Origin of the sequence: Trueperella sp. LYQ143, from assembly GCF_046599595.1 — a bacterium.
Classification (GTDB): Bacteria; Actinomycetota; Actinomycetes; order Actinomycetales; family Actinomycetaceae; genus Trueperella.
In genome coordinates, this window is the sequence record NZ_JBKIWR010000003.1 from 41935 (window position 1) to 64674 (window position 22740).

The 22740-nt window shown below is 53.7% G+C and carries 22 protein-coding genes and 1 riboswitch; of the genes, 21 read left to right on the top strand and 1 reads right to left on the bottom strand.

Annotation, left to right across the window (positions count from 1 at the left end; genetic code table 11):
• Window positions 1–393: 393 nt before the first annotated feature.
• The 21 genes from efp (at window position 394) to hisG (ending at window position 21630) form a co-directional block, all read left to right on the top strand.
• Window positions 394–951, top strand: a complete 558-nt coding sequence (gene efp, locus ACLHIL_RS02150) for an elongation factor P (protein WP_411296303.1) — start codon at window positions 394–396, stop codon at window positions 949–951.
• A complete protein-coding gene (nusB, locus tag ACLHIL_RS02155) occupies window positions 951–1535 on the top strand; it encodes a transcription antitermination factor NusB (RefSeq protein ID WP_411296304.1) in 585 nt (194 codons plus the stop codon). Before efp ends, nusB begins: the two co-directional genes overlap by 1 nt.
• A gap of 109 nt (window positions 1536–1644) precedes the next feature.
• A complete protein-coding gene (gene pyrR, locus ACLHIL_RS02160; protein WP_411296305.1) occupies window positions 1645–2193 on the top strand; it encodes a bifunctional pyr operon transcriptional regulator/uracil phosphoribosyltransferase PyrR in 549 nt (182 codons plus the stop codon).
• A complete protein-coding gene (locus ACLHIL_RS02165; protein WP_411296306.1) occupies window positions 2190–3155 on the top strand; it encodes an aspartate carbamoyltransferase catalytic subunit in 966 nt (321 codons plus the stop codon). Before pyrR ends, ACLHIL_RS02165 begins: the two co-directional genes overlap by 4 nt.
• Window positions 3156–4499 carry a dihydroorotase gene (locus ACLHIL_RS02170; protein WP_411296358.1) on the top strand — a complete coding sequence of 448 codons (1344 nt, stop codon included), beginning with the start codon at window positions 3156–3158 and terminating at the stop codon, window positions 4497–4499.
• 1 nt (window position 4500) lies between these two features.
• Complete coding sequence (locus ACLHIL_RS02175) at window positions 4501–4953, top strand: carbamoyl-phosphate synthase domain-containing protein (RefSeq protein ID WP_411296307.1); 453 nt, start codon at window positions 4501–4503, stop codon at window positions 4951–4953.
• On the top strand, window positions 4954–8265 hold the full coding sequence (gene carB / locus ACLHIL_RS02180; protein WP_411296308.1) for a carbamoyl-phosphate synthase large subunit: 3312 nt from the start codon (window positions 4954–4956) through the stop codon (window positions 8263–8265).
• Window positions 8262–9083, top strand: coding sequence for an orotidine-5'-phosphate decarboxylase (gene pyrF / locus ACLHIL_RS02185; RefSeq protein ID WP_411296309.1), 822 nt, complete (start codon window positions 8262–8264; stop codon window positions 9081–9083). The genes carB and pyrF overlap by 4 nt, the downstream gene beginning before the upstream one ends.
• Before the next feature lie 219 nt (window positions 9084–9302).
• Window positions 9303–9614 carry an integration host factor, actinobacterial type gene (gene mihF, locus ACLHIL_RS02190; protein WP_411296310.1) on the top strand — a complete coding sequence of 104 codons (312 nt, stop codon included), beginning with the start codon at window positions 9303–9305 and terminating at the stop codon, window positions 9612–9614.
• Between the two features lie 87 nt (window positions 9615–9701).
• Window positions 9702–10256, top strand: a complete 555-nt coding sequence (gene gmk, locus ACLHIL_RS02195) for a guanylate kinase (protein WP_411296311.1) — start codon at window positions 9702–9704, stop codon at window positions 10254–10256.
• A gap of 37 nt (window positions 10257–10293) precedes the next feature.
• Window positions 10294–10560: a DNA-directed RNA polymerase subunit omega gene (rpoZ, locus tag ACLHIL_RS02200; protein WP_411296312.1), complete on the top strand. Its 267-nt coding sequence runs from the start codon at window positions 10294–10296 to the stop codon at window positions 10558–10560.
• A 94-nt stretch (window positions 10561–10654) separates the two neighbouring features.
• Window positions 10655–11962, top strand: coding sequence for a bifunctional phosphopantothenoylcysteine decarboxylase/phosphopantothenate synthase (locus ACLHIL_RS02205; RefSeq protein WP_411296313.1), 1308 nt, complete (start codon window positions 10655–10657; stop codon window positions 11960–11962).
• Complete coding sequence (gene metK, locus ACLHIL_RS02210) at window positions 11959–13146, top strand: methionine adenosyltransferase (RefSeq protein ID WP_411296314.1); 1188 nt, start codon at window positions 11959–11961, stop codon at window positions 13144–13146. Before ACLHIL_RS02205 ends, metK begins: the two co-directional genes overlap by 4 nt.
• A gap of 21 nt (window positions 13147–13167) precedes the next feature.
• Window positions 13168–15246 (top strand): hypothetical protein, encoded by a 2079-nt coding sequence (locus ACLHIL_RS02215; RefSeq protein WP_411296315.1) that lies wholly within the window; start codon window positions 13168–13170, stop codon window positions 15244–15246.
• Window positions 15247–15307: 61 nt separating this feature from the next.
• Entirely contained in the window at window positions 15308–16246 is a 939-nt protein-coding gene (fmt, locus tag ACLHIL_RS02220) for a methionyl-tRNA formyltransferase (RefSeq protein ID WP_411296316.1), read from the top strand.
• A complete protein-coding gene (locus ACLHIL_RS02225) occupies window positions 16239–17660 on the top strand; it encodes a transcription antitermination factor NusB (RefSeq protein ID WP_411296317.1) in 1422 nt (473 codons plus the stop codon). Before fmt ends, ACLHIL_RS02225 begins: the two co-directional genes overlap by 8 nt.
• Before the next feature lie 4 nt (window positions 17661–17664).
• A complete protein-coding gene (gene rpe, locus ACLHIL_RS02230) occupies window positions 17665–18321 on the top strand; it encodes a ribulose-phosphate 3-epimerase (RefSeq protein ID WP_411296318.1) in 657 nt (218 codons plus the stop codon).
• 193 nt (window positions 18322–18514) lie between these two features.
• Window positions 18515–18634, top strand: a riboswitch (FMN riboswitch).
• A gap of 58 nt (window positions 18635–18692) precedes the next feature.
• Window positions 18693–19460, top strand: a complete 768-nt coding sequence (locus ACLHIL_RS02235; protein WP_411296319.1) for an ABC transporter permease — start codon at window positions 18693–18695, stop codon at window positions 19458–19460.
• Entirely contained in the window at window positions 19457–20479 is a 1023-nt protein-coding gene (locus ACLHIL_RS02240) for an ABC transporter substrate-binding protein (RefSeq protein ID WP_411296320.1), read from the top strand. The genes ACLHIL_RS02235 and ACLHIL_RS02240 overlap by 4 nt, the downstream gene beginning before the upstream one ends.
• Before the next feature lie 27 nt (window positions 20480–20506).
• Window positions 20507–20770 (top strand): phosphoribosyl-ATP diphosphatase, encoded by a 264-nt coding sequence (locus ACLHIL_RS02245; RefSeq protein WP_411296321.1) that lies wholly within the window; start codon window positions 20507–20509, stop codon window positions 20768–20770.
• 14 nt (window positions 20771–20784) lie between these two features.
• Window positions 20785–21630: an ATP phosphoribosyltransferase gene (gene hisG, locus ACLHIL_RS02250; RefSeq protein WP_411296322.1), complete on the top strand. Its 846-nt coding sequence runs from the start codon at window positions 20785–20787 to the stop codon at window positions 21628–21630.
• 3 nt (window positions 21631–21633) lie between these two features.
• Here the strand turns inward: hisG and ACLHIL_RS02255 are convergent, their stop codons facing one another.
• Window positions 21634–22734 (bottom strand): DUF3866 family protein, encoded by a 1101-nt coding sequence (locus tag ACLHIL_RS02255; RefSeq protein ID WP_411296359.1) that lies wholly within the window; start codon window positions 22732–22734, stop codon window positions 21634–21636.
• Between the last annotated feature and the right edge of the window lie 6 nt (window positions 22735–22740).

A 22740-nucleotide genomic window follows, 5' to 3' on the forward strand; every position in this document is an offset into this window, starting at 1 on the left:
GAATATCTCAAGAATATCTCAAGAGAATATTGACGCTCTTTTCCTGACGAGGCCATAGCGGGAGCAGTAAAACGGGAGATTTCCTCTGCAATATATGAACTTCTGGCATATAACAGGCTCGCATAACTCTGCCTTTTAGTAAGAACGGCCCTATCGTATAACTGCGATCTGAAATGGCGGAACACGTGAAAATGACAGGCTTTCCGTGTGATGTAGGGGGAAACGGGAGAGCGTGTAGCGTTTCATAGTCGTTCTACTGTGTGTTTATCAGGTGTTCGATATATCCTGATAGCGGCGAAGCCAGTGCACGATGGCTCAGCCGGATAGCCTGAGCTCCGGTAGAAAGCCGTGCAGCACCTCGGCTGAAGAACGACAATAAGATTAAGGACGAACGTGGCAACTACGAATGATCTGAAGAACGGCATGGTCCTCAAGCTGGATAACCAGCTCTGGCAGGTAGTCGAATTCCAACACGTTAAGCCTGGTAAAGGGCCGGCTTTCGTGCGGACGAAGTTGCGCAACGTGCTCTCCGGTAAGAATGTTGACCGCACGCTAAACGCCGGTGTGAAGGTAGAGACGGCGACGGTTGATCGTCGCGATATGCAATACCTGTATAACGACGGTGAAGATTACATCTTCATGGATATGGAAAGCTACGAGCAGCTTCCGGTTTCTGCCGAGACTGTCGGTAACGCGAAGAACTTCATGCTGGAAAACCAGACAGTGATTGTTGCTATGTACGAAGGGCAGGTCCTCTTCGTCGAATTACCGGCCTCTGTGGTATTGGAAGTGACTTTCACCGAGCCAGGGCTGCAGGGCGACCGTTCGAATGCAGGTACGAAGCCCGCCACCTTGGAGACGGGCTATGAGATCCAGGTCCCGCTGTTCCTTGAGCAGGGAACCAAGATCAAGGTTGATACTCGTACTGGCGATTACATCTCTCGCGCCTAATGTCTCGACCACACGCGAATCGACCCGGACGTAAAGGGCGCTCACTGCAACGGCATAAGGCGCTCGACGTCCTATTTGAAGCAGATGCCCGCCAGGTAGATCTTGCGCAGTTACTGACGCAACGTACACAGATCAGCACCCATCAAGTCCCTATCGGGGAATACGGTGTGGCTATCGTGCAGGCGTATCTGGATAACAGTGCTGATGTCGATTCAATGATTGAAGCGGCCTCTCCAGCGTGGTCCTTGGATCGTATGAGCATGGTCGATCGCAACCTATTGCGGATGGGGGCAACCGAGATGATGTTTCTCGGTGTCGATGCCCCCATCGCGATTACCGAAATCGCGTCGTTGGCACGCGATTTCTCCTCTGACTCTTCCGTGGGATTTACCATGGGAGTGCTGAATCGAATCTGTGAGATTCGAGCCGGCGAAACGGCTGGGCTAACTGAGAAATGCACCGATAATGATGGAGATGACATATCGGAGGCAGATTTTCAGGCTGATTCCTCAGCAGTCTCAGCCTCTCTCGATGAATCAGATGCAACAGCAGGCGATAAACTCCCTGATACTCCTGAGGAATAACGAGTACAGATGAGCTGACGCCTACGAGCAATCTGGTTCGTATCGGGCGAAATAATACAATTGCATATCTCCTTTAAATTCGTCCAGTGAGGCGGGAAAGGAACATAATATGGCGGACAAGCGCGTCCTCGATGCGGGTGACATCACCCGATCTTTGCGGCGCATCTCTTATGAGATCATTGAACGGCATCATTGCATTGATGATTGCGTGATTCTCGGTATTCCAACTCGTGGAGTGCCCTTGGCTCAGCGTCTGGCGCAGATGTTATCCCAAGCCAGTGGTACTTCGGTGGCAGCCGGTCAACTCGACATTACGATGTACCGTGATGACCTGGCACAACAGCCTACTCGGGTGCCACATTCGACCATCATCCCACCGTCAGGAGTAACTGGAAAGACGGTTATTCTCGTTGATGATGTACTTTTTTCAGGGCGCACAGTGCGGGCAGCCTTAGACGCTCTAGTTGATGTGGGGCGTCCAGCAGCGATCCAACTAGCAGTACTGGTGGATCGCGGGCATCGTGAGCTGCCGATAAGGGCAGATTACGTCGGGAAAAATCTGCCGACGGCGCGAGACGAAAACGTTCTGGTAAAGCTCGCTGATATTGACGGCGAAGACGCGGTGCTATTGAGCTCGGCAGAATCGAGACTGCCGTGAAACATCTATTAGACTGCACCCAGTTATGCCGCGAAGAAGCACTTGAAATTCTGGATATTGCACAGGAAATGGCTGCTTCGCAAGACCGCCCGCACAAGAAATTACCCACCCTGCGTGGCAAACTCGTTGCGAACCTATTTTTTGAAAATTCCACCCGTACCCGATTGTCCTTTGAAACAGCGGCGAAACGCCTCAGTGCTGATGTGCTGACGTTTACCGCTTCTGGATCGTCGGTGGCTAAAGGGGAATCCCTGAAAGATACCGCCTTGACTTTGGCAGCAATGGGCGCCGATGCGTTCATTATTCGGCATAGCTCCTCAGGTGCGGCGGCCCGTTTAGCACATGCTGGTTGGGTAGATATTCCCGTCATCAATGCTGGAGACGGAACCCACGCCCATCCCACTCAGGCTTTGCTCGATGCCTTCACGGTGCGTCAACATCGGTATCCACAGGAACCAAAAGGGCGCGATCTTAACGGAGTGCATGTGGTAATCGTCGGGGATATTCTTCATTCTCGGGTGGCTCGCTCAAATGTGGAACTCCTGCACACCCTCGGGGCAGAAATCACTTTGGTTGCCCCGCCGACGCTACTTCCCTCGGCAATGACGCAATGGCCAGTAAACGTCACGTATGACCTGGACGCAGCTCTCGCCTCAGCACCCGATGCCGTGATGATGTTGCGGGTACAAAAAGAACGAATGTTAGCAGCCGGGGGAGGATATTTTCCCTCGGCTTTTGAATATCACCGATTGTATGGTCTGACTCCGCAGCGGCTGGCGCACATGGATCGCCGCACAATTATCATGCACCCTGGCCCAATGAACCGCGGTTTAGAGATCTCGGCAGAAGCTGCTGACTGCTCACAGTCTGTGGCCGTGCGGCAGGTTGCCAACGGAGTTGCCATTCGTATGGCGGTGCTATACGCCCTGCTAGCTCAGGGATCTGAAACGGAAGGACGATAGATAGCAATGTTTTATGTGAAGAATATTGCCCCGTACGGCGAAGAACTATGTGATCTGCGAATTGCCAACGGGCGGATTGCTGGCATTTATCCTGCTGGTTCAGATAACAACGAGGCAGGAGACGAGGTTATTGATGGACGCGGATATATTGCTTTGCCGGGCCTGGTCGATCTGCACACTCATTTACGCCAACCTGGGCGCGAAGGCGCCGAGACGGTCTTAACAGGCTCGCGAGCAGCGGCTCGTGGCGGTTATACCTGTATTCACGCCATGGCTAATACCGATCCGGTTCAGGATACCGCTGGTGTAGTTGAACAGGTCTACAACCTGGGAAGAGAAGCTGGACTGACGCAGGTGCGGGTAGTGGGCGCCGTCTCTGCTGGATTACAGGGAGAAAAACTGGCGGAACTGGGAGCTATGCACGCCTCGGCTGCACAGGTGAATTACTTTTCGGATGACGGTCAGTGTGTTGCCGATCCGGTACTCATGCGCCGCGCTTTGGAATACGTCAAAGCCTTTGACGGGGTTATTGCGCAACATGCACAAGATCCACGGTTGACGCAGGGGGCGCAGATGCATGAGGGCTGTGTTTCAGCCCGTATTGGGCTCGCTGGCTGGCCGGCGGTTGCCGAAGAATCAATCATTGCCCGAGATTGTTTACTCGCTCAACACGTTGATTCTCGCTTGCACGTCTTACATGCCTCAACTCGCGGTTCGGTAGAGCTGATTCGTTGGGCAAAATCTCAGGGGATTCGCGTCACGGCGGAGGCAACGCCGCATCATCTGTCTCTCGATCACAGTGAGGCTGAATCCTATGATCCGCTTTTCAAAGTCAATCCACCGTTGCGTACCAGGGAGGATATTGCAGCACTGCGCGCCGGACTCGCGGATGGCACAATCGATACGGTTGGAACGGATCACGCGCCACATCCCGCCGAGTCGAAAGACTGTGAATGGTCGGCCGGTTCCTTTGGAATGACGGGGTTAGAAACGGCGTTAAGCGTCATTCATGAGACAATGGTTGATACCGGATTGTTGGATTGGCGTGGCGTTGCGCGGGTAATGAGCGAGAATCCAGCTCGTATTGCCGGTTGCGATGATCAAGGGCGCCCGATTGCTGTGGGCGAGCCAGCTCATCTGGTTATCTACAATCCGAATATTCGATATGTCGTCGATCCGGCAAAACAGGCAACGAAGTCTGCCAACTGCCCGTGGCGTGGTCGGGAATTGACCGGGCAGGTTGTGTACACATTCTACGAGGGGCGTCTGGTCGTGCGTGAGGGTGCAGTTGTTGCCCCTGAATCCCAGGGCTCTGATCTTCATGGCGAGGGAAAGGAAAACTGAGGTGGAAGAAGCAGTCATTGTCTTTGATGATGGACGAGTATTTAATGCCCATAGTTGGGCAGCTACTGGAGAGATCTGTGGCCAGGTAGTTGTCACGACCGCAGCGACCGGATTTCATGAGCTGATGTGCGATCCGGAAAACACGGGCAAGATCCTCCTGTTCACAACACCGCATATCGGCAATACCTCGGTTGCTTTTTCAGCCCGAGCGGGGGAACCAATATGTGTTGCGGGGGTGATTGCCCGTGATCCCGTGCCCAGAGCAACGAATAGCACCACCTACGGCGAGCTGTCACAGGCATTAGCACAGGCTGGTGTTCTGGGGGTGCGAGATGTTGATACTCGCGCCATGGTTCGTCATATCAATGGGCGCCAGATGAGCGCCACCATTATTTCTGGCGATGAGCTACGCGCCAAACTTCGCCCTGCCCACGCGTTAACTGAGGAGCAGTAAATGCCACGTCGTAGTGATATTACATCTATTCTTGTCATTGGTTCTGGCCCGATTGTGATCGGGCAGGCGTGCGAATTTGATTATTCTGGCACGCAAGCATGCCGAGTTCTTAAAGACGAGGGATACCGCGTCATTTTAGTGAATTCCAATCCGGCAACCATCATGACCGATCCGAATATGGCCGATGCGACCTATATTGAGCCGATTACTGCCGAGGTTGTTGAACAGATTATTGCTCGGGAACGTCCGGATGCGTTACTGGCTACGTTAGGTGGGCAGACCGCTTTGAACACCGCAACGGATTTGTTTAACTCCGGGGTGTTGGAGCGCTATGGGGTGGAAGTCTTGGGGGCTAGCCCAGCGACAATTCGTAAGGGAGAAAACCGCGAAGAGTTCAAAGAGGTGGTGGAACGGTGTGGTGGGGAATCTGCCCGTTCTGTTATCGCCCATACCCTGGAAGAATGTCATGCCGCTGCCGAGGAATTAGGGTATCCGTTGGTGGTACGTCCGTCCTTTACTATGGGTGGTTTGGGCTCTGGTTTGGCCTACAACCAAGAGGATTTGGATCGGATTGTCTCGGGTGGTTTGCACTATTCCTTGACGGCAGAGGTGCTGCTCGAAGAGTCAATTTTAGGATGGAAAGAGATCGAGCTTGAGGTTATTCGCGATAAGAATGACGTCACAGTCTTAGTATGTTCGATTGAAAATTTTGATCCGGTTGGAGTCCATACGGGTGATTCCATCACGATGGCCCCGGCTTTGACTTTGACGGACGAGGAATTCACGAAGGTTCGAGATCTGGGTATAGCCATTATCCGTGAGGTTGGCTTGGACGCGGGTGGATGTAATATTCAGATCGCGATTGAGCAGCACACGGGCCGTATGGTGGTTATTGAGATGAACCCGCGCGTGTCGCGCTCGTCGGCTTTAGCCTCAAAAGCCACTGGCGTCCCGATTGCTAAGATCACGACGAAGTTAGCTGTGGGGTACACCCTTGACGAATTGATGAATGATATGACGGGGCGCCCGCTGTCGGAGGGTGATCCGGCTGTGGATTACGTCGTCGTGAAGGTTCCGCGCTTCGCCTTTGAAAAGTTCCCCGATGCTGATGACACCCTTACGACAACGATGAAATCCGTCGGGGAAGCAATGGCTTTGGGACGCAATTTCACAGAGGCTTTGCAAAAAGCAATGCGCTCTATTGATAAGAAGGGGGCAACCTTCCACTGGGGTCCGTTGGAGGATCTCCAGATCTTACGCGAGCGCATTATTCGCCCGACGGATACTCGCGTGATTGATATTCAACAGGCTTTGCGTGCGGGAATGAGCGTTACAGAGATCTTTGATCTCACTCAGATTGATACGTTGTTCTTGGATCAAATTGCGTTGCTGAATGAGGTGGCAGAGCAGTTACGTTCGGCTACTGCCTTGACCCGAGACCTGCTCGAATTGGCGAAACGTCATGGTTTCTCAGATCAGCAGATTGCGCAAATTCGGGCAATGAGTGAAGAGGCGGTGCGGGAGATCCGTTGGGCCTATGATTTGCATCCGGTCTACAAGATGGTTGATACCTGCGCTGGCGTTCATCCGGCGAGTACCCCGTATATGTATTCGACCTATGAGGAGGAAACGGAAGTCGCTGCTCGCGAAAAGCCTGCAGTGATGATCCTCGGATCGGGCCCGAACAGGATCGGGCAAGGGTTGGAATTTGATTACTCCTGTGTTCAAGCCACTTTAGCATTGAAAGAACGGGGAGATGTCGAGACGATTATCGTCAATTGTAATCCAGAGACGGTTTCCACAGATTACGACGTTTCAGATCGGCTCTATTTTGAACCCTTGACCTTGGAGGACGTATTAGAGATCTATCATGCCGAATCGCAGGCTGGCCCTATTACTGGGGTGATTATCCAGCTTGGGGGGCAAACGCCGCTTTCTTTGGCGCGGGATCTACAACGGGCCGGATTGCCGATTATTGGTACCTCTCCGCAGGCAATCGATGCGGCGGAGGATCGAGCGTTATTCGGTCAGGTGCTAGATGATGCGGGTCTGATTGCCCCACAATACGGTACTGCAGTGAGCGATAATCAGGCCTTGGAGGTTGCTGATTCGATTGGCTATCCGGTGCTGGTTCGACCTTCGTATGTGCTGGGCGGGCGCGGAATGCAGATTATTTATTCGCGCGATCAACTCTTGGAGTATTTGGCACGACGAGAATCAGATAAGACGGATGCTTCACGTCAGGCAGCCCCGTTGTTGATTGATCGTTTCTTAGATGACGCTATCGAGATTGATGTCGATGCGTTGTATGACGGTCAGGAGTTATTCCTCGGTGGCGTAATGCAGCATATCGAGGAAGCGGGTATCCACTCGGGAGATTCCTCCTGTGTATTGCCCCCGATCACCTTGTCGCAGAAGATGATTGATGAGATCGCGCGGGCAACGTTGGCGATTGCTCGTGGGGTTGGCGTGTGCGGATTAGTCAATATCCAGTTCGCGATTCAATCTGGTGTGTTATATGTGATCGAAGCGAATCCGCGGGCTTCTCGGACGGTTCCTTTTGTTTCGAAAGCGACGGGGACGGCCTTAGCGCCGGCTGCCACCTACATCATGATGGGTGAGACGATTGCGCAGCTTAAAGCGCGCGGATTCTTGCCGGAGCGCGATGCGCAGGTGATGGATCCTGGTCAGCCAATGACGGTTAAGGAGGCATGCTTGCCTTTCAAGCGTTTTACCACGCGCGAAGGTTTGGTGGTGGATACCGTACTCGGGCCAGAGATGCGTTCGACGGGTGAAGTCATGGGGATTGACGTGACGTTCCCTGCTGCTTTTGCCAAGGCGCAGGCGGGAGCCTATGGCCATTTGCCTACTTCTGGTTCGGTGTTTGTCTCGGTCTGTGATGCGGATAAAGGGGCGATCATTTTCCCTGTTGTCGTTATGGCAGATATGGGATTTACGATCTATGCCACGTCGGGAACGGCGGCGGTACTTGAACGGTATGGAATTGATGCGGTTGTGGTGGCAAAGCTATCTGAAACGCCCGCATCAGCAGATAGCAATGTTGTGGATCTGATTCGCTCTGGGGCGATCGATATGGTGGTTAATACGCCAAATTCGCAAGATGCTCGGGCTGATGGGTATGCGATTCGGGCGGCGGCAACTGCGGCGGATCTGCCGGTGATGACGACTGTGTCAGAGTTTGGCGCGGCGGTTCAGGCTGTCAAAGATTTGCGGGCGCGCAGCTTCGATATTGCCACGCTTCAGGAGTATCACCGTCGGGTGAATGTGCCGGCTAGCGGGGTGCAATCATGACCTATGGCGAACGGCAATATGAAGCTATCAAGCGCTTTGGGGGAGTATGTGCGGGAATTGATCCGCATGCCTCACTGTTGCGTGATTGGGAGTTGAATGACGATGTTGCCTCCGTGCGGGAATTTTCCTTGCGAGTGGTTGAGGCGCTAGCGGGATATGTGGCTGCTTTCAAGCCGCAGTCGGCGTTCTTTGAACGTTTTGGATCGCGTGGGATAGCTGTACTGGAGGAGGTCCTGGATGCTATTCGCAGCTATGATTCTCTCGCTGTGCTAGATGTCAAACGTGGGGATATTGGATCGACGATGGCAGGCTATGCGGATGCCTATCTATCACCGTCTGCGCCGTTGCGTGCCGATGCGATAACCGTCAGTCCATATTTAGGGTATAGCTCGCTGGAAGCGACCATTCGTTACGCTTATCAGCATGATCGGGGGGTCTTTGTTCTGGGGCTGACCTCGAATAAAGAAGCCGATGAGATTCAGCATGTTGGGCAGCCTGCGGTTGCTCGGCGGGTCTTCGATTATGTGTGCCAGGCCAATGAAGCGGCAGCCTGTACTCCAGGCTCGGTTGGTTTGGTTGTTGGGGCAACAATCGGGGATGGGGCACAACGCGCCGGCATTGAGCTCGCCTCCTTTAATGGGATCTATTTGGCTCCAGGAGTGGGGGCACAAGGTGCTGGAGAGCGGGAGCTGCAGGAGTTGTTCGCTGACGTTCCGACCTTGGCTTCGGCGTCGCGGTCAATTCTGGCAGCCGGTCCACGCGCTGATGATTTGCGCAGTGCGGCTCGCGCATTAGCGCAGTGGAACAATCGGTCATAACGCCCAAGTGTTAGTGTTGGGAGTGTGGTTAATAGCAAAACGTGACATATTCAACGGTCATATTTTGCCCGTGTGTCGCGAAGTTGCCGCTTATCGTAAAGCGCTGACCAGCGCAAACGATAAAAGCTAAATTGCGCCCTTACAAACGGCGAAAATGAGCGGAATTCTCACGGTTGCGGCGCTATATTTGCACTATCGCTAACACCGTGAGGAGACATCATGGCACTACCAACACTGACGCCTGAGGAGCGCGTAGCTGCACTCGAAAAGGCTGCTGTGGCACGCAAGAAGCGCGCAGCGATTAAGGAAGATCTCAAGTCAGGCAAGACAAAGCTCTCTGACGTCCTTAAACTGGCGCAAGACGATCCAGTTATCGGCAAGCTCAAGGTTTCATCCTTATTGCAATCTATGCCGGGGATTGGTCCTGCCAAGTGCGAGACGATCATGAAAACGGCGAAGATTTCCGATTCGCGTCGCGTCGCGGGCCTAGGTAAGCATCAGACGCAGCGTCTGGTCGAACTCTTTGGCTAAGAGATCATTTCCCCAATAGCGGCATCTGGTACGGGTGCCGCTATTGTTTTTTTTGCAAAGAGTGGCCGAGAAAGACAATATAAAGATATGACCCGAGCTTTTGTGATTACCGGCCCAACGGCCGTCGGTAAAGGAACTGTCATTGCGCAGCTTCTCGATCAGATTGACGATGTGTGGTATTCGATTTCTGCGACGACGCGCGCCCCGCGCCCAGGGGAAGTCGATGGCGTGAACTACTATTTCGTTACTGCACAGCGTTTTGAAGAACTGGTGGAATCGGGGCAAATGTTGGAGTGGGCGGTCGTCCACGGCGTACATCGTTACGGAACTCCGCGCCAGCCAGTTGTGGATGCACTCAATGCTGGCAAACTGGTGATCTTAGAGCTGGATCTTGCTGGTGCTCGGCAAGTACGTGAATCTATGCCGGAAGCGACGCAGATTTTCATCGCTCCGCCATCTTGGGAAGAACTGGAGCGCCGGTTGCGTACCCGCGGAACAGAAGATGCGCAGGAGCAGGTCCGCCGTTTGGAAACTGCTCGCGTGGAATTGGCTGCTGAGGGCGAATTTGACCATATCGTCATCAATACAACAGTGGCACAGGCCACCGAGGAGCTACTCAACATTATGGCCGATAACGGGTAGAATAGAGCGCTGAATCAATCATTTATGGAAGGCAGTTATGTTCGGTACGACGCCAAATCCAGAGGGAATCACTTCACCGGCAATCGATAACCTCCTTGAGAAAGTCGATTCGAAGTACACCCTCGCTGTGTTCGGTGCAGCACGTGCTCGCCAGATTAATGCCTATCGTCAGGAGATGAAGTCCGGCGATGGCAATATCACGAACATCGGTCCGCTTGTTCCGGCTGCGGCGGAAGATAAACCTCTGTCGGTGGCGCTCAAGGAAGTCGCGGAAGATAAGCTGTCGCTGAGCCTTGACGATTAATTCGATACGCGCCGGAGCCTCCCAGGTGGGAGGCTCATTTTCTACATCGGCAAGTAGTATGAATCCAGACTCGCCGAAGCAAGATCGCACGCCTATGCGCATTGTAGTTGGGGTGTGCGGTGGAATTGCTGCTTATAAAACCGTAGCTGTGGTGCGCGCTTTGCGCGCGGCTGGGTGTGAAGTCCAGGTCGTTCCCACCCCTAACGCGCTAGAGTTCGTTGGAAAGACGACCTTTGAAGCGATCAGTGGTCATCCGGTGTATGTGCATACCCATGAGGCTGCTGACGAGGTAGCACATGTTCGCACAGGTCAGAATGCCGATATGTTGCTCATAGCTCCGGCAACTGCGCACACTATCGCTAAACTGGCATGCGGTCTGGCCGATAATCTGCTTACCGCAACTGCACTGATTGCCCCGCGTATTGCTATCGCCCCCGCTATGCATACTGAAATGTGGTTACATCCGGCGACGCAGGCCAATATTGCTACGCTAGTCGCGCGCGGAGTGCATATTATTGGTCCGGAGACGGGGCGCCTTACTGGAGCCGATAGTGGTATTGGGCGGATGAGTGAACCAAGCGATATTGTTGCACAGGCCCTGCACATTCTCGATCTGGAATTAGCTAAGGCAGATCAAGTAATAGCAGCAACACCGCCTCACATATCTCAGCCAGGGGATTGTGCTACACCAGCGGCTGGGAGCTCACGCCCACTTACTGCTTCGCAAACTGCCGCTACAGGTCTGTCATTCATTATTTCTGCTGGTGGAACCCATGAAGCAATTGATCCAGTGCGGTTCATTGGGAACCGATCAAGCGGGCGCATGGGGGTGGAGCTAGCAAATGCGGCGGTGCGTGCCGGAGCGCAAGTCCGACTTGTTGCAGCACACATAGATTCCCGTGTTCGTCGGGATATTGACCCACGGATAGCGGTCGAATCTGTTTCATCAGCCGACGATCTACATCAGGTTATGCGCCAGCAAAGTTCGAGCGCAGATGTGGTTATTATGTGTGCAGCCGTCAGTGACTATCGGGTGGCTTCGCGATCAGCTACGAAAATAAAACGCGGTGGGTCGATCAGTCTGGATCTTGTGCCAAACCCCGATATTCTCAAAGATCTTGTCGCCCATCGCCGCCCACAGCAAACTCTGGTGGGCTTCGCTGCAGAAACCGGCGATGAACATACTGATTTCCGAGAGTATGGCAGACGAAAAGCGCAAGCGAAAGGCGCGGATTTACTCGTTATTAATCAGGTGGGAGAGAACCTCGGTTTTGGGGAGGGAGATACCCGCGTCGTGATCGTTGATCGTCACGGTGAACCTCGCACAGAACTCAGCGGATCAAAATCTGAAATCGCTGCTGCAATCATTACAGACATCATCAGCTATAGGAAGAATTCATGACGCTTCAACCTTTCACGTCGGAATCTGTTACTGAAGGCCATCCCGACAAAGTATGCGATCGTATCTCAGATGTTATTCTCGACGCGCTGCTCGAACGTGATCCCCATGCGCGCGTTGCCTTGGAAACCACGGTGACAACTGGGCTCGTTCTCGTCGTCGGTGAGGTGACGACCAGCGCATACGTGGAGATACCAGAATTAATTCGGGCAACATTACGCGATATTGGCTACACCTCATCGGATATTGGCTTCGATGCGGATTCGTGCGGTGTGACAATCTCGATCGGTCAGCAATCGCCGGATATTTCCCAATCCGTCACGTCTTCACTCGAAAAACGCAGCGCCCTATGTGCCGATGTACTTGACGAACAGGGTGCCGGAGATCAGGGCATGATGTTCGGATACGCGAGCAATGAGACGCCGAGCTATATGCCGCTACCGATTCATTTGTCGCATCGCCTTGCTCAGCGGCTTACTGATGTGCGCAAGCGGGGAATTGTTCCGGGGCTACGCCCTGACGGCAAGACACAGGTGACGGTGTCCTATGACGAAAATCGTCCTGTGCGCTTAGATACGGTTGTGGTTTCAACTCAGCATGACGCTGACGTTTCCCACGAGTGGCTAGAAAATGCGATTCGAGAGCACGTTATTTTGCCAGTTATTGCCGAGCATTGCCCAGTTGACAGCTCGCAGATGGAGATTTTTGTCAATCCTTCCGGGCGGTTCGTTGTCGGTGGCCCGCAAGGAGATGCGGGGGTCACTGGTCGTAAAATTATTGTCGATACCTACGGGGGGATGGCGCGTCATGGCGGCGGCGCATTTTCCGGGAAAGATCCATCAAAGGTGGATCGCTCCGCTGCCTATGCTGCGCGCTGGGTGGCAAAAAACGTCGTTGCTGCAGGCTTAGCTGACCGCTGCGAAGTACAAGTTGCTTACGCGATTGGTCGAGCGCATCCGGTTTCCATCCGGTTAGAAACCTTCGGTACTCATCATGTTGAGATGGATGCCCTGGTGAATGCCGTCAAGACGGTATTCGATTTGCGACCGGCAGCAATTATTCGTGATCTTGACTTGCTCCGGCCGATCTATGCGGCCACATCCTCTTATGGCCATTTCGGTCGAGATCTCCCAGAATTCACGTGGGAACGCACGGATCGAGTGGAAGCGTTGCGCTCGGCGGTATAGTCACATGGCACAATAGAGGTCATGAACGGACAACCGGGTGACGATCTATTCAGCATCCCGCAGTATGAATATCAGGAGGAGCTTCTGGCGCTGGAACCAGTCGCTCGAGAGATTGATGCTGATTTCGCGCGTCCGGTTGCCCAAGTCTTGCTCGATATGCCCCAGCCGCACATGGATCGGCTGTTCGACTATGAGATTCCCGCAAAAATGGCAGAAGTGCCGGTTGGTGCACGAGTTGTTGTTGAGATTGGCGCACAGCGCGTCGATGGATTCATTGTTCGGCGCTGTGAAACGACGACGGCTGCTCATTTGCGTCCGATACGGCGGATTGTTTCCACAGTTCCCGTGCTCACCAAACCAATCTTGGAGCTATGTCAACATATTGCCGCTCGTGCCGCAGCGCCGGTAGCTGATGCGCTGCGGTTAGCGATACCGCAACGGCATGCTCGGGCAGAACGCGAGTTTTTTGCGCTGCCGCAGCGGCAGGTGGATCCGGTTTCCACGCTTGCTGGAGATAGCTGGAATTCTTACCACGGCGGGGCAGAATACTATGCCCAATTGTGTGGCGGTACGATCTTGCGCACCCTGTGTCAGCTACGAGCTCGCGATCCTTATGCCCGCATGCTCATGCCAGTTATCAGCGCATTGCGTCAGCAAGAAAAATCGGTGTTGATTCTGGTACCGACGCCGAATGCTGCCTGGCAGTTAGCTCGTGATATAGAGCGGCAATGCGGAGAACCCGTGGCTGTAGTGGTATCTGAGATGGATCACGCCCGACGCTATCAGATGTTTCTTTCAGTGCTCACAGGGCGTCATCAAATCGTTGTCGGAACTCGTTCGGCGGCGTGGGCTCCGGTGCAGAACCTTGGATTGATTGCGATACTGGATGACCAACATGCGGCATATCGTGAACCGCGTAGCCCGTATGTGCATGCACGGGATATTGCCCTGACCCGTGCCAGGATCGAAAATGTTGGAATACTGGCGTTAAACTACGGACCATCCTTAGCCTTGAGCTACGAGGTTGAGCAGGGGCGGATGCAGTTGATTACCCCGCAGGAGATACGCAGCGCCGTGGCGCAGATCTATTCGGCGCAGGACGTGCTCAGCGAAGGTGTTGAGATGTCTCGGATGCCCTCGGCTGTCTTTACGTTGACGCGCAATGCGTTGGCTGATGGGCCGGTGCTATTCCTGGTGCCGCGCGCCGGATACATCCTGCGTCTGGCCTGTGAAAATTGCCGAGCAGCGGTCACATGCCCGCATTGTAGAGAGCTAATGTCTATTCCGCAGCCGGATTCGCCGCCGATATGCCAGCGATGTGGCTATCGCGAAACGCGTTTTCGGTGTCAGAATTGTGGATCGCGGCGGGTGCGAGCAACTCGATACGGGTCACATCGCACTGCTCAGGAGATTGGTCGCGCATTTCGCAATGTGCCACTACACGTCGCCGGTGTTGGGCCAGAACATTCGCTAGACGATACCTCTCGTATTGTTATTGCAACGCCAGGGCTGATTCCGAATATCCGCGGCGGCTATGCGGCAGGGATCGTATTAGACGCTGGCTATTTGCTGCTATCGCAGCGGTTAACGGCTGATGAGCAGTTTGTTCGCACGATGGCATTAACAGCAACCCATATTCGCCCAATGGCTGTTGGCGGTAAGTTACTTATCGTCGGTCATGTTCCCGCGAACCTGATTGATGTAGGGCGCACGTGGAATATGGCTGGATGGGCGAAAGCGCAGCTCGCTGAACGTCAGCTTTTAGCATTACCGCCGACGACGTGCTGGGTAGAAGTAACTGGAAGTGAGCAAAGCGTCCGTGAACTCTTAGGATTACTCAGACGAGCAGCTCAATACGCTGGATATGAGGTGGAAACCGAGGAGCCACTTGCAGCGATACTGCCAGTAGGTGCAACAGACCTTATTCCTGGTATGAGCGTATTAGGCCCACAGCACGAGGGCGAGGAGATCCGCGTATATCTGCGCTATCAGGATAACGAACGAGAAGAAAAGACAGCACTTATTTATCAGGCGCTGCGGGAAGCCTCAGTTAAGCGGCGGGCACCGGGGGTGCGCGTGCGGGTAGATCCGCAACTGTGAGACGCTCTGCCATTATTCACCTAGTTCTCACCGGCAAACTATTAGCCGTAGAATAGAAATCGTGCGTATTTTATTTGCTGGAACGCCACAAACTGCCGTTCCTTCTTTACAGCGTCTCCACGCGGAGCACGAGGTTCTTGCCGTTCTCACTCGTGCGCCTGCTCCGGTAGGGCGTAAACGGATTATTACGCCTTCGGCGGTGCATATCTGTGCCGAGGAGCTGGGATTGCCAGTGTTAACTCCGCGATCCTTACGTGATCCTGAGATCCGCCAGGCGATTATTGACTATGCTCCGCAAGCCGTCGCTGTGGTGGCCTACGGATTAATGATTCCGGCAGAGCTATTGCACATTCCTACGCACGGGTGGATCAATCTGCATTTTTCGTTATTGCCGCGTTGGCGTGGGGCAGCGCCGGTACAGCACTCCATTGCAGCGGGGGATAGCGAAAGTGGAACGTGTGTTTTTCAGATAGAAGAAGGTTTAGATACCGGCCCGATATACGATTGCCGGCGCACTGCCATTGAGGCACACCATAGCGCAGATACCTTGTTGGCAGAACTGGCAATCAGTGGAGCTATACAGTTAAGCGACGTACTAGGAGATATTGAGGGGCAGCGGGCGCACCTGCGCGCACAGACTGGGGAGATCAGCTATGCGCCACGAATAACAAGTGCTGATACTCGTATTTCTTGGCAAGCTGACGCGGCACATATCGAAGCACGCATTAGGGGATGGACGTCAGCTCCTGGCGCGTGGACGATGCTGAACAATCGGCGAGTGAAGATTGGGCCGGTGAGCTTAACTACCGAGGCAGGCATTGCACCGGGGCATGTCGTCGAACGCGATGGAAATATCCTGGTAGGGACTGCGACGACCGCTTTGCGTTTAGGGGATGTTGCTCCGGCGGGGAAGTCAGTTATGGCAGCGACACAGTGGTGGCGCGGGCTTCGCAGTGACCACCTGATCTTTGACGAAGCAGAGGAGAATACTGGTGAGTGAGCGCCCCCTGAACTGGCGTCCGGGCCGTAAACCGGCAGATCGTGCTCGGCGTATCGCCTTTGAGGTGCTATGTGATGTGGAGATGGCAGGAGCTTATGCCAATATTGCTCTGCCTAAGGCGCTTTCCGCAGCCCGAATGAATCGGCAAGACGCCAGCTTCGCCACGAATTTATGTTATGGCACATTGCGGTTATCTGGTCGGTGGGACGCAATTCTCCGACATTGTATGGATCGCTCTGATATTGATATTCCGGTACGAGTGCTACTGCGAATGGGAGCGCATCAACTTTTAGAACTGCGCACGCCGCCGCATGCCGCCATTAACGAGAGCGTGAACCTTGCTCGGGCAGTGGTTGGATCAGGGGCCTCTGGTTTTATTAACGCAGTGTTGCGTCGGGTCAGCGAACGCAACATACAGCAATGGCAGGAGCAACTCGTCGCCGATGCGGGCGGGAAAGTTAACTCGGTTGCTTTCCTATCGGAGTGGTTTTCTCATCCGCAATGGATTATTCGTGCGTTAGCTAGTGCGCTAGCGGCACATGGGCGTTCAACGCGCGATCTCATTTCTGTATTGCGGGCACATAACACCCCGACAGACGTCGCCCTTGTTGCACGGGGCATCTCCCGAGAAGATCTCGGGCGCGATATTGAGCGCGGGCGTATGCACTGGCATTTAGGAGAACTCGTTGATAGCGCGGTGATTTTAGAAGGAGGAGATCCAGGGCGGATCTTCGCAGTGCAAGATCACCTGGCTGGTGTGCAAGATGAAGGCTCACAGCTTGTTGCCCGAACCTTCAGTAGCGCGCCAATCCATCCTTCCCGTCCCGATAACCGATGGCTAGATATGTGTGCCGGGCCAGGTGGAAAGGCGGCAACCTTAGCGGCCAGTAATCCGCAGGTGAAAATCTATGCCAACGAGATTCATGAGCATCGGTTGCGGCTGGTAGAAAAGGCGGTTGCGCCGTGGTCAGATTCGGTGGTGTTACGGTGTGGCGATGGCGCAGATATTGGGCAAGAGCAGCCGGAATTCTTTGATCGAGTTCTCATTGATGCCCCGTGTACCGGCATTGGTGCTTTGCGCCGTCGCCCAGAATCGCGCTGGCGTAAAGAAGCCGGTGACGCTTTAGATCTGACGCGAACCCAATTAGCTTTACTAGAGTCAGGATGGCAGGCTCTGGCGCCAGGTGGCCTCTTGGGATATTGCACGTGCTCTCCATACGGGAAAGAAACCTTGGATGTGATGGAGACGTTCTTAGCTGCCCGTCCGGATGCTGCCCTTGTCGATGCTCGATCCTATGCACAAAAACAGGCCTTGCGTCCTATTGTGGGCAGTACGCCGTACCTTCAGCTATGGCCAGATCTCCACGGTAGCGATGCAATGTTCCTCGCATTAGTCACGAAGAAGGTACATTAACGTCATGAGAATTAATCCTTCGATCCTCAACTGCGATTTCGCTCATTTGGCAGATGAGCTGCATAAGATCCGCAATGCCGATTGGGCGCACGTTGACGTTATGGATAACCACTTTGTGCCCAATATGACAATGGGAGTACCGATCGTCGAATCCATTGTTCGGGTTAGTGAGATTCCCATTGACGCACATCTGATGATTAATAATCCCGATCATTGGGCGCCGGCATTTGCCGAAGCGGGCGCTAAATCAGTGACCTTTCATGCAGAGGCGGCAGCTGCTCCCATTCGCCTGGCGCGTGAGTTGCGGGCGATGGGGGTACGCGCTGGGCTGGCATTGAAGCCGGCAACGGCCATTGAACCATACGTCGATATTCTCCATGAATTCGACATGATCCTCATTATGACGGTTGAGCCTGGTTTTGGCGGTCAGTCATTTTTATCGTCAATGATGCCGAAGGTGGCGCGCACTCGAGAAGCAGTAAATTCCTCGGGGCTGGATGTGTGGATTCAAGTTGATGGTGGGATTTCACGCCAGACTATTGAGATTGCTGCAGCAGCCGGGGCGGATACCTTTGTTGCTGGTTCGGCAGTGTATCGAGCAGCGGATGCTTATGCTGAAGTGGCGGCGCTGCGTGCTTTAGCTACCGGCCATGCGCATTAGTCCTTAGCGTGCATTAGTTCTTATCCCTAGCTGAGATGAAGCATGGCAATTAAAGTGCGATCCGCCTCATTGCCGTGCGTGGGTGTAGGTACAGGTTATTCGCCCAGATAAAAAGAGACACAATACGTGCAGTGCTATGGGAATGACTGACTTCGGCCTCGTTACCTGTATGCGCTACACTGGTGAGGTACGCAATGTGCTCCGGGGTCAGTGTAAGTCTGAACCGGCGGTGATAGTCCGCGACCCAGCGTAGCTGGTTGACGAGGTGAAATTCCTCGACCGACGGTAAAAGTCCGGATGGGAGGAGCAAGGTGGGCAGTTCTTGCTGCCCGCATGTCCTGTGCCCCGGTGCGTGTATCCGGGAGAGGACGATGAGATCACATACCCGCTGGCTGGCCCCAGGCCTTGTCGGTGTTTTCGTATTGGCAGCGTGGGTGCTGACCACATCAACGGGTATGATTGCTCCATTCGTGCTTCCTGATCCGTGTGAGGTCTGCCAACGAATTATCCTCGGTTTTACTGACGGATATTTGCGAGAAGCAAGTTACCAAACGCTCAGCGAAGCTTTCCTTGGATGCATAGTGGCCGGGTGCATTGGCGTACCGCTCGGATGTGCTATGGCACATGCTCGGTTGTTTTCCGCAGCGATTCACCCGTACCTTGCAGCCTCGCAGGCAATACCTGCAGTGGCTCTCGCACCTCTTCTGGTGGTGTGGATGGGATACGGAAAAGCTCCAATTGTCGCACTGTGTACGCTCATGGTCATTTTCCCCATTGTCATTACGACGACGACGGGTATCCGCGGGATCGACCCAGATGTTATCTGCGCTGCTCGCCTCGATGGGGCAGGAGGGCTGCGTCTATTGTCATCAATAGAGCTTCCGCTTGCTGCGCCTTTCATCATCGCTGGGCTGCGTAATGGATTCACGCTCTCAATTACCGGCGCTGTTGTTGGTGAAATGGTGATTGGTGGGCGCAATGGTTTAGGTATCGCGCTATCGTCTGCACATCATCTCAATGATCTGACTGGCATGTTTGCCGTGATTGCTATTTTGGCTCTCATTGCTGTAGCTATCTACGTCGTGATTTTGGCAGTGGAGAACTGGACAATCTCAATAGTTACAGAAAGGTCATCATGAAAAAGATTGCGGCTCTCCTCAGCGTATGCACACTTTTAGTGGGCTGCTCCGCAACAGCTCATCAAGCCGGCGAGCAGAATACTTCTGAGGCACATTCTGCATCGGGATCATCCGAGGGTGCCTTCACCATTGGGTTAACCTATATTCCCGACGTACAATTCGCGCCGATGTATATCGCCCATGACAAAGGGTTTTTTGCCGATGAAGGTCTTGATATTACGTTGCGTCATCACGGCGCTCAAGAAGCGCTATTTGGTGCGATGAGTAACGGTGAAGAAGATATTGTTTTTGCGGGCGGCGATGAAATGCTGCAGGCAGCTTCCACGGGAATTGACGTCGTTAACTGGGCGACGATGTATCAGCGCTATCCGGTTGTGCTCATTACTCGCCAGGATTCTCCGATCCATTCGCCAGCAGATCTTGCCGGTCATTCGGTCGGGCTGCCTGGTCCGTATGGGGAAAACTATTATGGTTTGCTGGCCATGATGCAGTCATATTCGTTAGCGAATGTCGATGTGCAATATATTGGCTACACTCAGGCGGCAGCTTTAGCTAGCGGTCAGGTGGACGCAATTATTGGTTTTACAAATAATGACGCGGTTGTCATGCGAGATTCCGGGATGGATATTCGTGAGATTCCGTTGGTCGCTGGCGATTTGCCGCTAGTTGGGGTGGGGTTAGGTTCGCCTCGTGATGCGATCAATCCAGTAGCTTTTGCCAAAATTCTCCACGCTTTACAAAAGGCGTGTGAATACGCTTCAGAACATCGCGATGAGGCCTTGGATATTGTGGCGCATTATGTGCCCTCGTTACGTGACCCTGCGCAGCGAGCACGGGCAGGTCAGGTGCTAGATGCCACGTTAGCGCTGTACACCGGATCGTCGGTATTTGGTTCACAAAATACCGCAACCTGGGAGGCGATGGCACAGTTCTTGAAGCAGTCAAAGGTCATTGACCGCGTTCCAGATTTGCCAGCATATACGACGGCAGTTCTTGACCAGTGGGCAGGTGGCAAGTAATTCGTCAGGTTTAGGTATCCTCAAGGCATGAAAACCTTTGACGATTTATTTGCCGAACTGCAGGATAAAGCACATAAACGCCCAGATGGTTCTTTGACTGTCGCGGAACTTGATCGCGGGGTGCACCATATTGGGAAAAAGATCATCGAAGAAGCGGGTGAAGTGTGGCTTGCTGGCGAGTATGAATCTGATGAGGCACTTGCTGAGGAGATTTCGCAGTTGTTATATCACCTACAGGTCATGATGATTGCTCGTGGTCTGACGATAGATGACGTTTATCGGTTTTTGTGAGGTGAGATAGTCCGATGTTACGTATCGCGGTACCAAATAAGGGCTCTTTGGCTGAGCCTGCCTCGCAGATGTTGCGGGAGGCAGGCTACCGTCAGCGCCGAGAAAGCCGAGAACTGGTATTAGTTGATCGGGATAACGACGTGGAGTTTTTCTATATTCGCCCACGTGATATTGCGGTCTATGTTGGAGCTGGGACGGTTGATGTCGGAATCACTGGACGCGATCTGTTAATTGATTCTGGCGCCTCGGCATACGAGCATCGCCCTCTGGGTTTTGCCCGCGCGACCTTCCGTTTTGCCGCGCCACATGGCGAGAATATGACGTTGACGGATCTTGCGGGGAAACGAATTGCCACCTCCTATGACACTTTGGTTACGAAGTACCTTGCCAAGCATGGGATTTCCGCCCAGGTTGTCCATCTCGATGGTGCAGTCGAATCCTCGGTACGCCTAGGCGTTGCAGATGCGATTGCAGATGTCGTGGAGACGGGAACGACCTTACATGCGGCTGGTATGGAGGTATTCGGAGAGGCACTTTTGGAATCTGAGGCCATTTTAATCCGTCGAGCAGACGCGCAAATTAGTGATGAGCTGCGGGTATTGGATGGTCGGTTGGCCGGTGTGATAACAGCGCGAAACTATGTGTTGGTTGATTACGACGTCAGGAAGGATAATCTGGACGCAGCTATCAGCGTCACTCCTGGTTATCATTCTCCGACTATTGCACCATTGCATGACGATAACTGGGTGGCAGTGCGAACGATGGTGGAACGCGCTGCAGTCAATCACGTCATGGATGAGCTATATGCGCATGGCGCGCGCGGTATTTTAGTGACTCCGATTGTGACTTGTCGGATTTAGGGACTAGCTGGGTAGTTCCGCATTGTGCAGGAGCTGCCCAGCATAGTACCCAGATGCTCCGGCCATGTAGAAGGATAGTGGGTCTTCAGCGAATCCGCGTCCCATAGTGCGCAGGGGAGCGGGCGGATTTATCAGCGCGGCAGTCAGATCCTCACCAGGCATACTGACGAATCTCAGATGCGCAATGCTGGCTAAATCTACAAATTGTTCGGTAATTCGTGCATGTAGCGCAGGATCCATGTGTGGAAGATCGACGTTAACTACTGTGGTTGGTACACGAACAACGTCTTTTAGTACACGCATAGTGTGGTGGGATATTCCCCAATGGCGCTGACGGCTATCGGCGCTGGAGGCGCGTACACAGGCAATAGGATGACCGTGTAAAGCATAAACTGCATTCAATGCTTCGCCGATTGCCACCCCAGAAAATCCCCATCGGGTATCGGTTCCTAAATTGCCTGGACCTTGTGCAACGATAGCAATATCGGCATGCCATACTAGCCGAGCTGCCAGTAACGCGGTATGGATGGAGACGGCTTCCAGCTCTCCGCCGAAGGCCTGCCCACAGCTAATAGTGCCGATAATATGACCATTTTCGCGCAGTTGCCATGCGGTGTGGGAAAACCATGCCGGCAAGGCCCCGCCATCGGTCATAATGTAGGCAATGCGAGCCTGGGGTGCCGCACAGCGGATGCCAGCGATGATTGCCGGCAAAGCAGAATGTAGATCCGCACAGATAACGGGCATTGCGTCAATGGAATCCGCATCGCACAAGATGGGGTAGTGCGGGGAATCTGGCTCGTCAACGCTGAGAACGGTGTATTGCAAAGGGGTGTAACGAGCTTTAACAATATGTCCAATACGATGATTGTCCGTCGGAAGCGCGTGTGGAATGGCCGCGATCATAGCGAATCCGCCCGTACCGAGATTTTTTGCCAGGGTGGCACTCGTTATCAGGACTTCCTCACCAATATCGGCGCGCCCGACCAGGGGAACATAGCCAATTGCGCGTACCTGTGTGCCGTCATCGCATACCAGATCGTAAACACGGCATTGACCCCACTCTTGCGCTACTCGTATTACCCGTGCGCTTTTCCACATCATCACGTT

Excerpts from the sequence above, each read along its gene's own strand:
- gmk (WP_411296311.1), top strand. The coding sequence starts at position 9,702 with ATGACCCGAGCTTTTGTGATTACCGGCCCAACGGCCGTCGGTAAAGGA.
- rpoZ (WP_411296312.1), top strand. The coding sequence starts at position 10,294 with ATGTTCGGTACGACGCCAAATCCAGAGGGAATCACTTCACCGGCAATC.
- ACLHIL_RS02245 (WP_411296321.1), top strand. The coding sequence starts at position 20,507 with ATGAAAACCTTTGACGATTTATTTGCCGAACTGCAGGATAAAGCACAT.
- rpe (WP_411296318.1), top strand. The coding sequence starts at position 17,665 with ATGAGAATTAATCCTTCGATCCTCAACTGCGATTTCGCTCATTTGGCA.
- mihF (WP_411296310.1), top strand. The coding sequence starts at position 9,303 with ATGGCACTACCAACACTGACGCCTGAGGAGCGCGTAGCTGCACTCGAA.
- metK (WP_411296314.1), top strand. The coding sequence starts at position 11,959 with ATGACGCTTCAACCTTTCACGTCGGAATCTGTTACTGAAGGCCATCCC.
- nusB (WP_411296304.1), top strand. The coding sequence starts at position 951 with ATGTCTCGACCACACGCGAATCGACCCGGACGTAAAGGGCGCTCACTG.
- ACLHIL_RS02205 (WP_411296313.1), top strand. The coding sequence starts at position 10,655 with ATGCGCATTGTAGTTGGGGTGTGCGGTGGAATTGCTGCTTATAAAACC.
- pyrF (WP_411296309.1), top strand. The coding sequence starts at position 8,262 with ATGACCTATGGCGAACGGCAATATGAAGCTATCAAGCGCTTTGGGGGA.
- pyrR (WP_411296305.1), top strand. The coding sequence starts at position 1,645 with ATGGCGGACAAGCGCGTCCTCGATGCGGGTGACATCACCCGATCTTTG.
- hisG (WP_411296322.1), top strand. The coding sequence starts at position 20,785 with ATGTTACGTATCGCGGTACCAAATAAGGGCTCTTTGGCTGAGCCTGCC.
- ACLHIL_RS02215 (WP_411296315.1), top strand. The coding sequence starts at position 13,168 with ATGAACGGACAACCGGGTGACGATCTATTCAGCATCCCGCAGTATGAA.
- ACLHIL_RS02255 (WP_411296359.1), bottom strand. The coding sequence starts at position 22,734 with ATGATGTGGAAAAGCGCACGGGTAATACGAGTAGCGCAAGAGTGGGGT.
- carB (WP_411296308.1), top strand. The coding sequence starts at position 4,954 with ATGCCACGTCGTAGTGATATTACATCTATTCTTGTCATTGGTTCTGGC.
- ACLHIL_RS02235 (WP_411296319.1), top strand. The coding sequence starts at position 18,693 with ATGAGATCACATACCCGCTGGCTGGCCCCAGGCCTTGTCGGTGTTTTC.
- ACLHIL_RS02240 (WP_411296320.1), top strand. The coding sequence starts at position 19,457 with ATGAAAAAGATTGCGGCTCTCCTCAGCGTATGCACACTTTTAGTGGGC.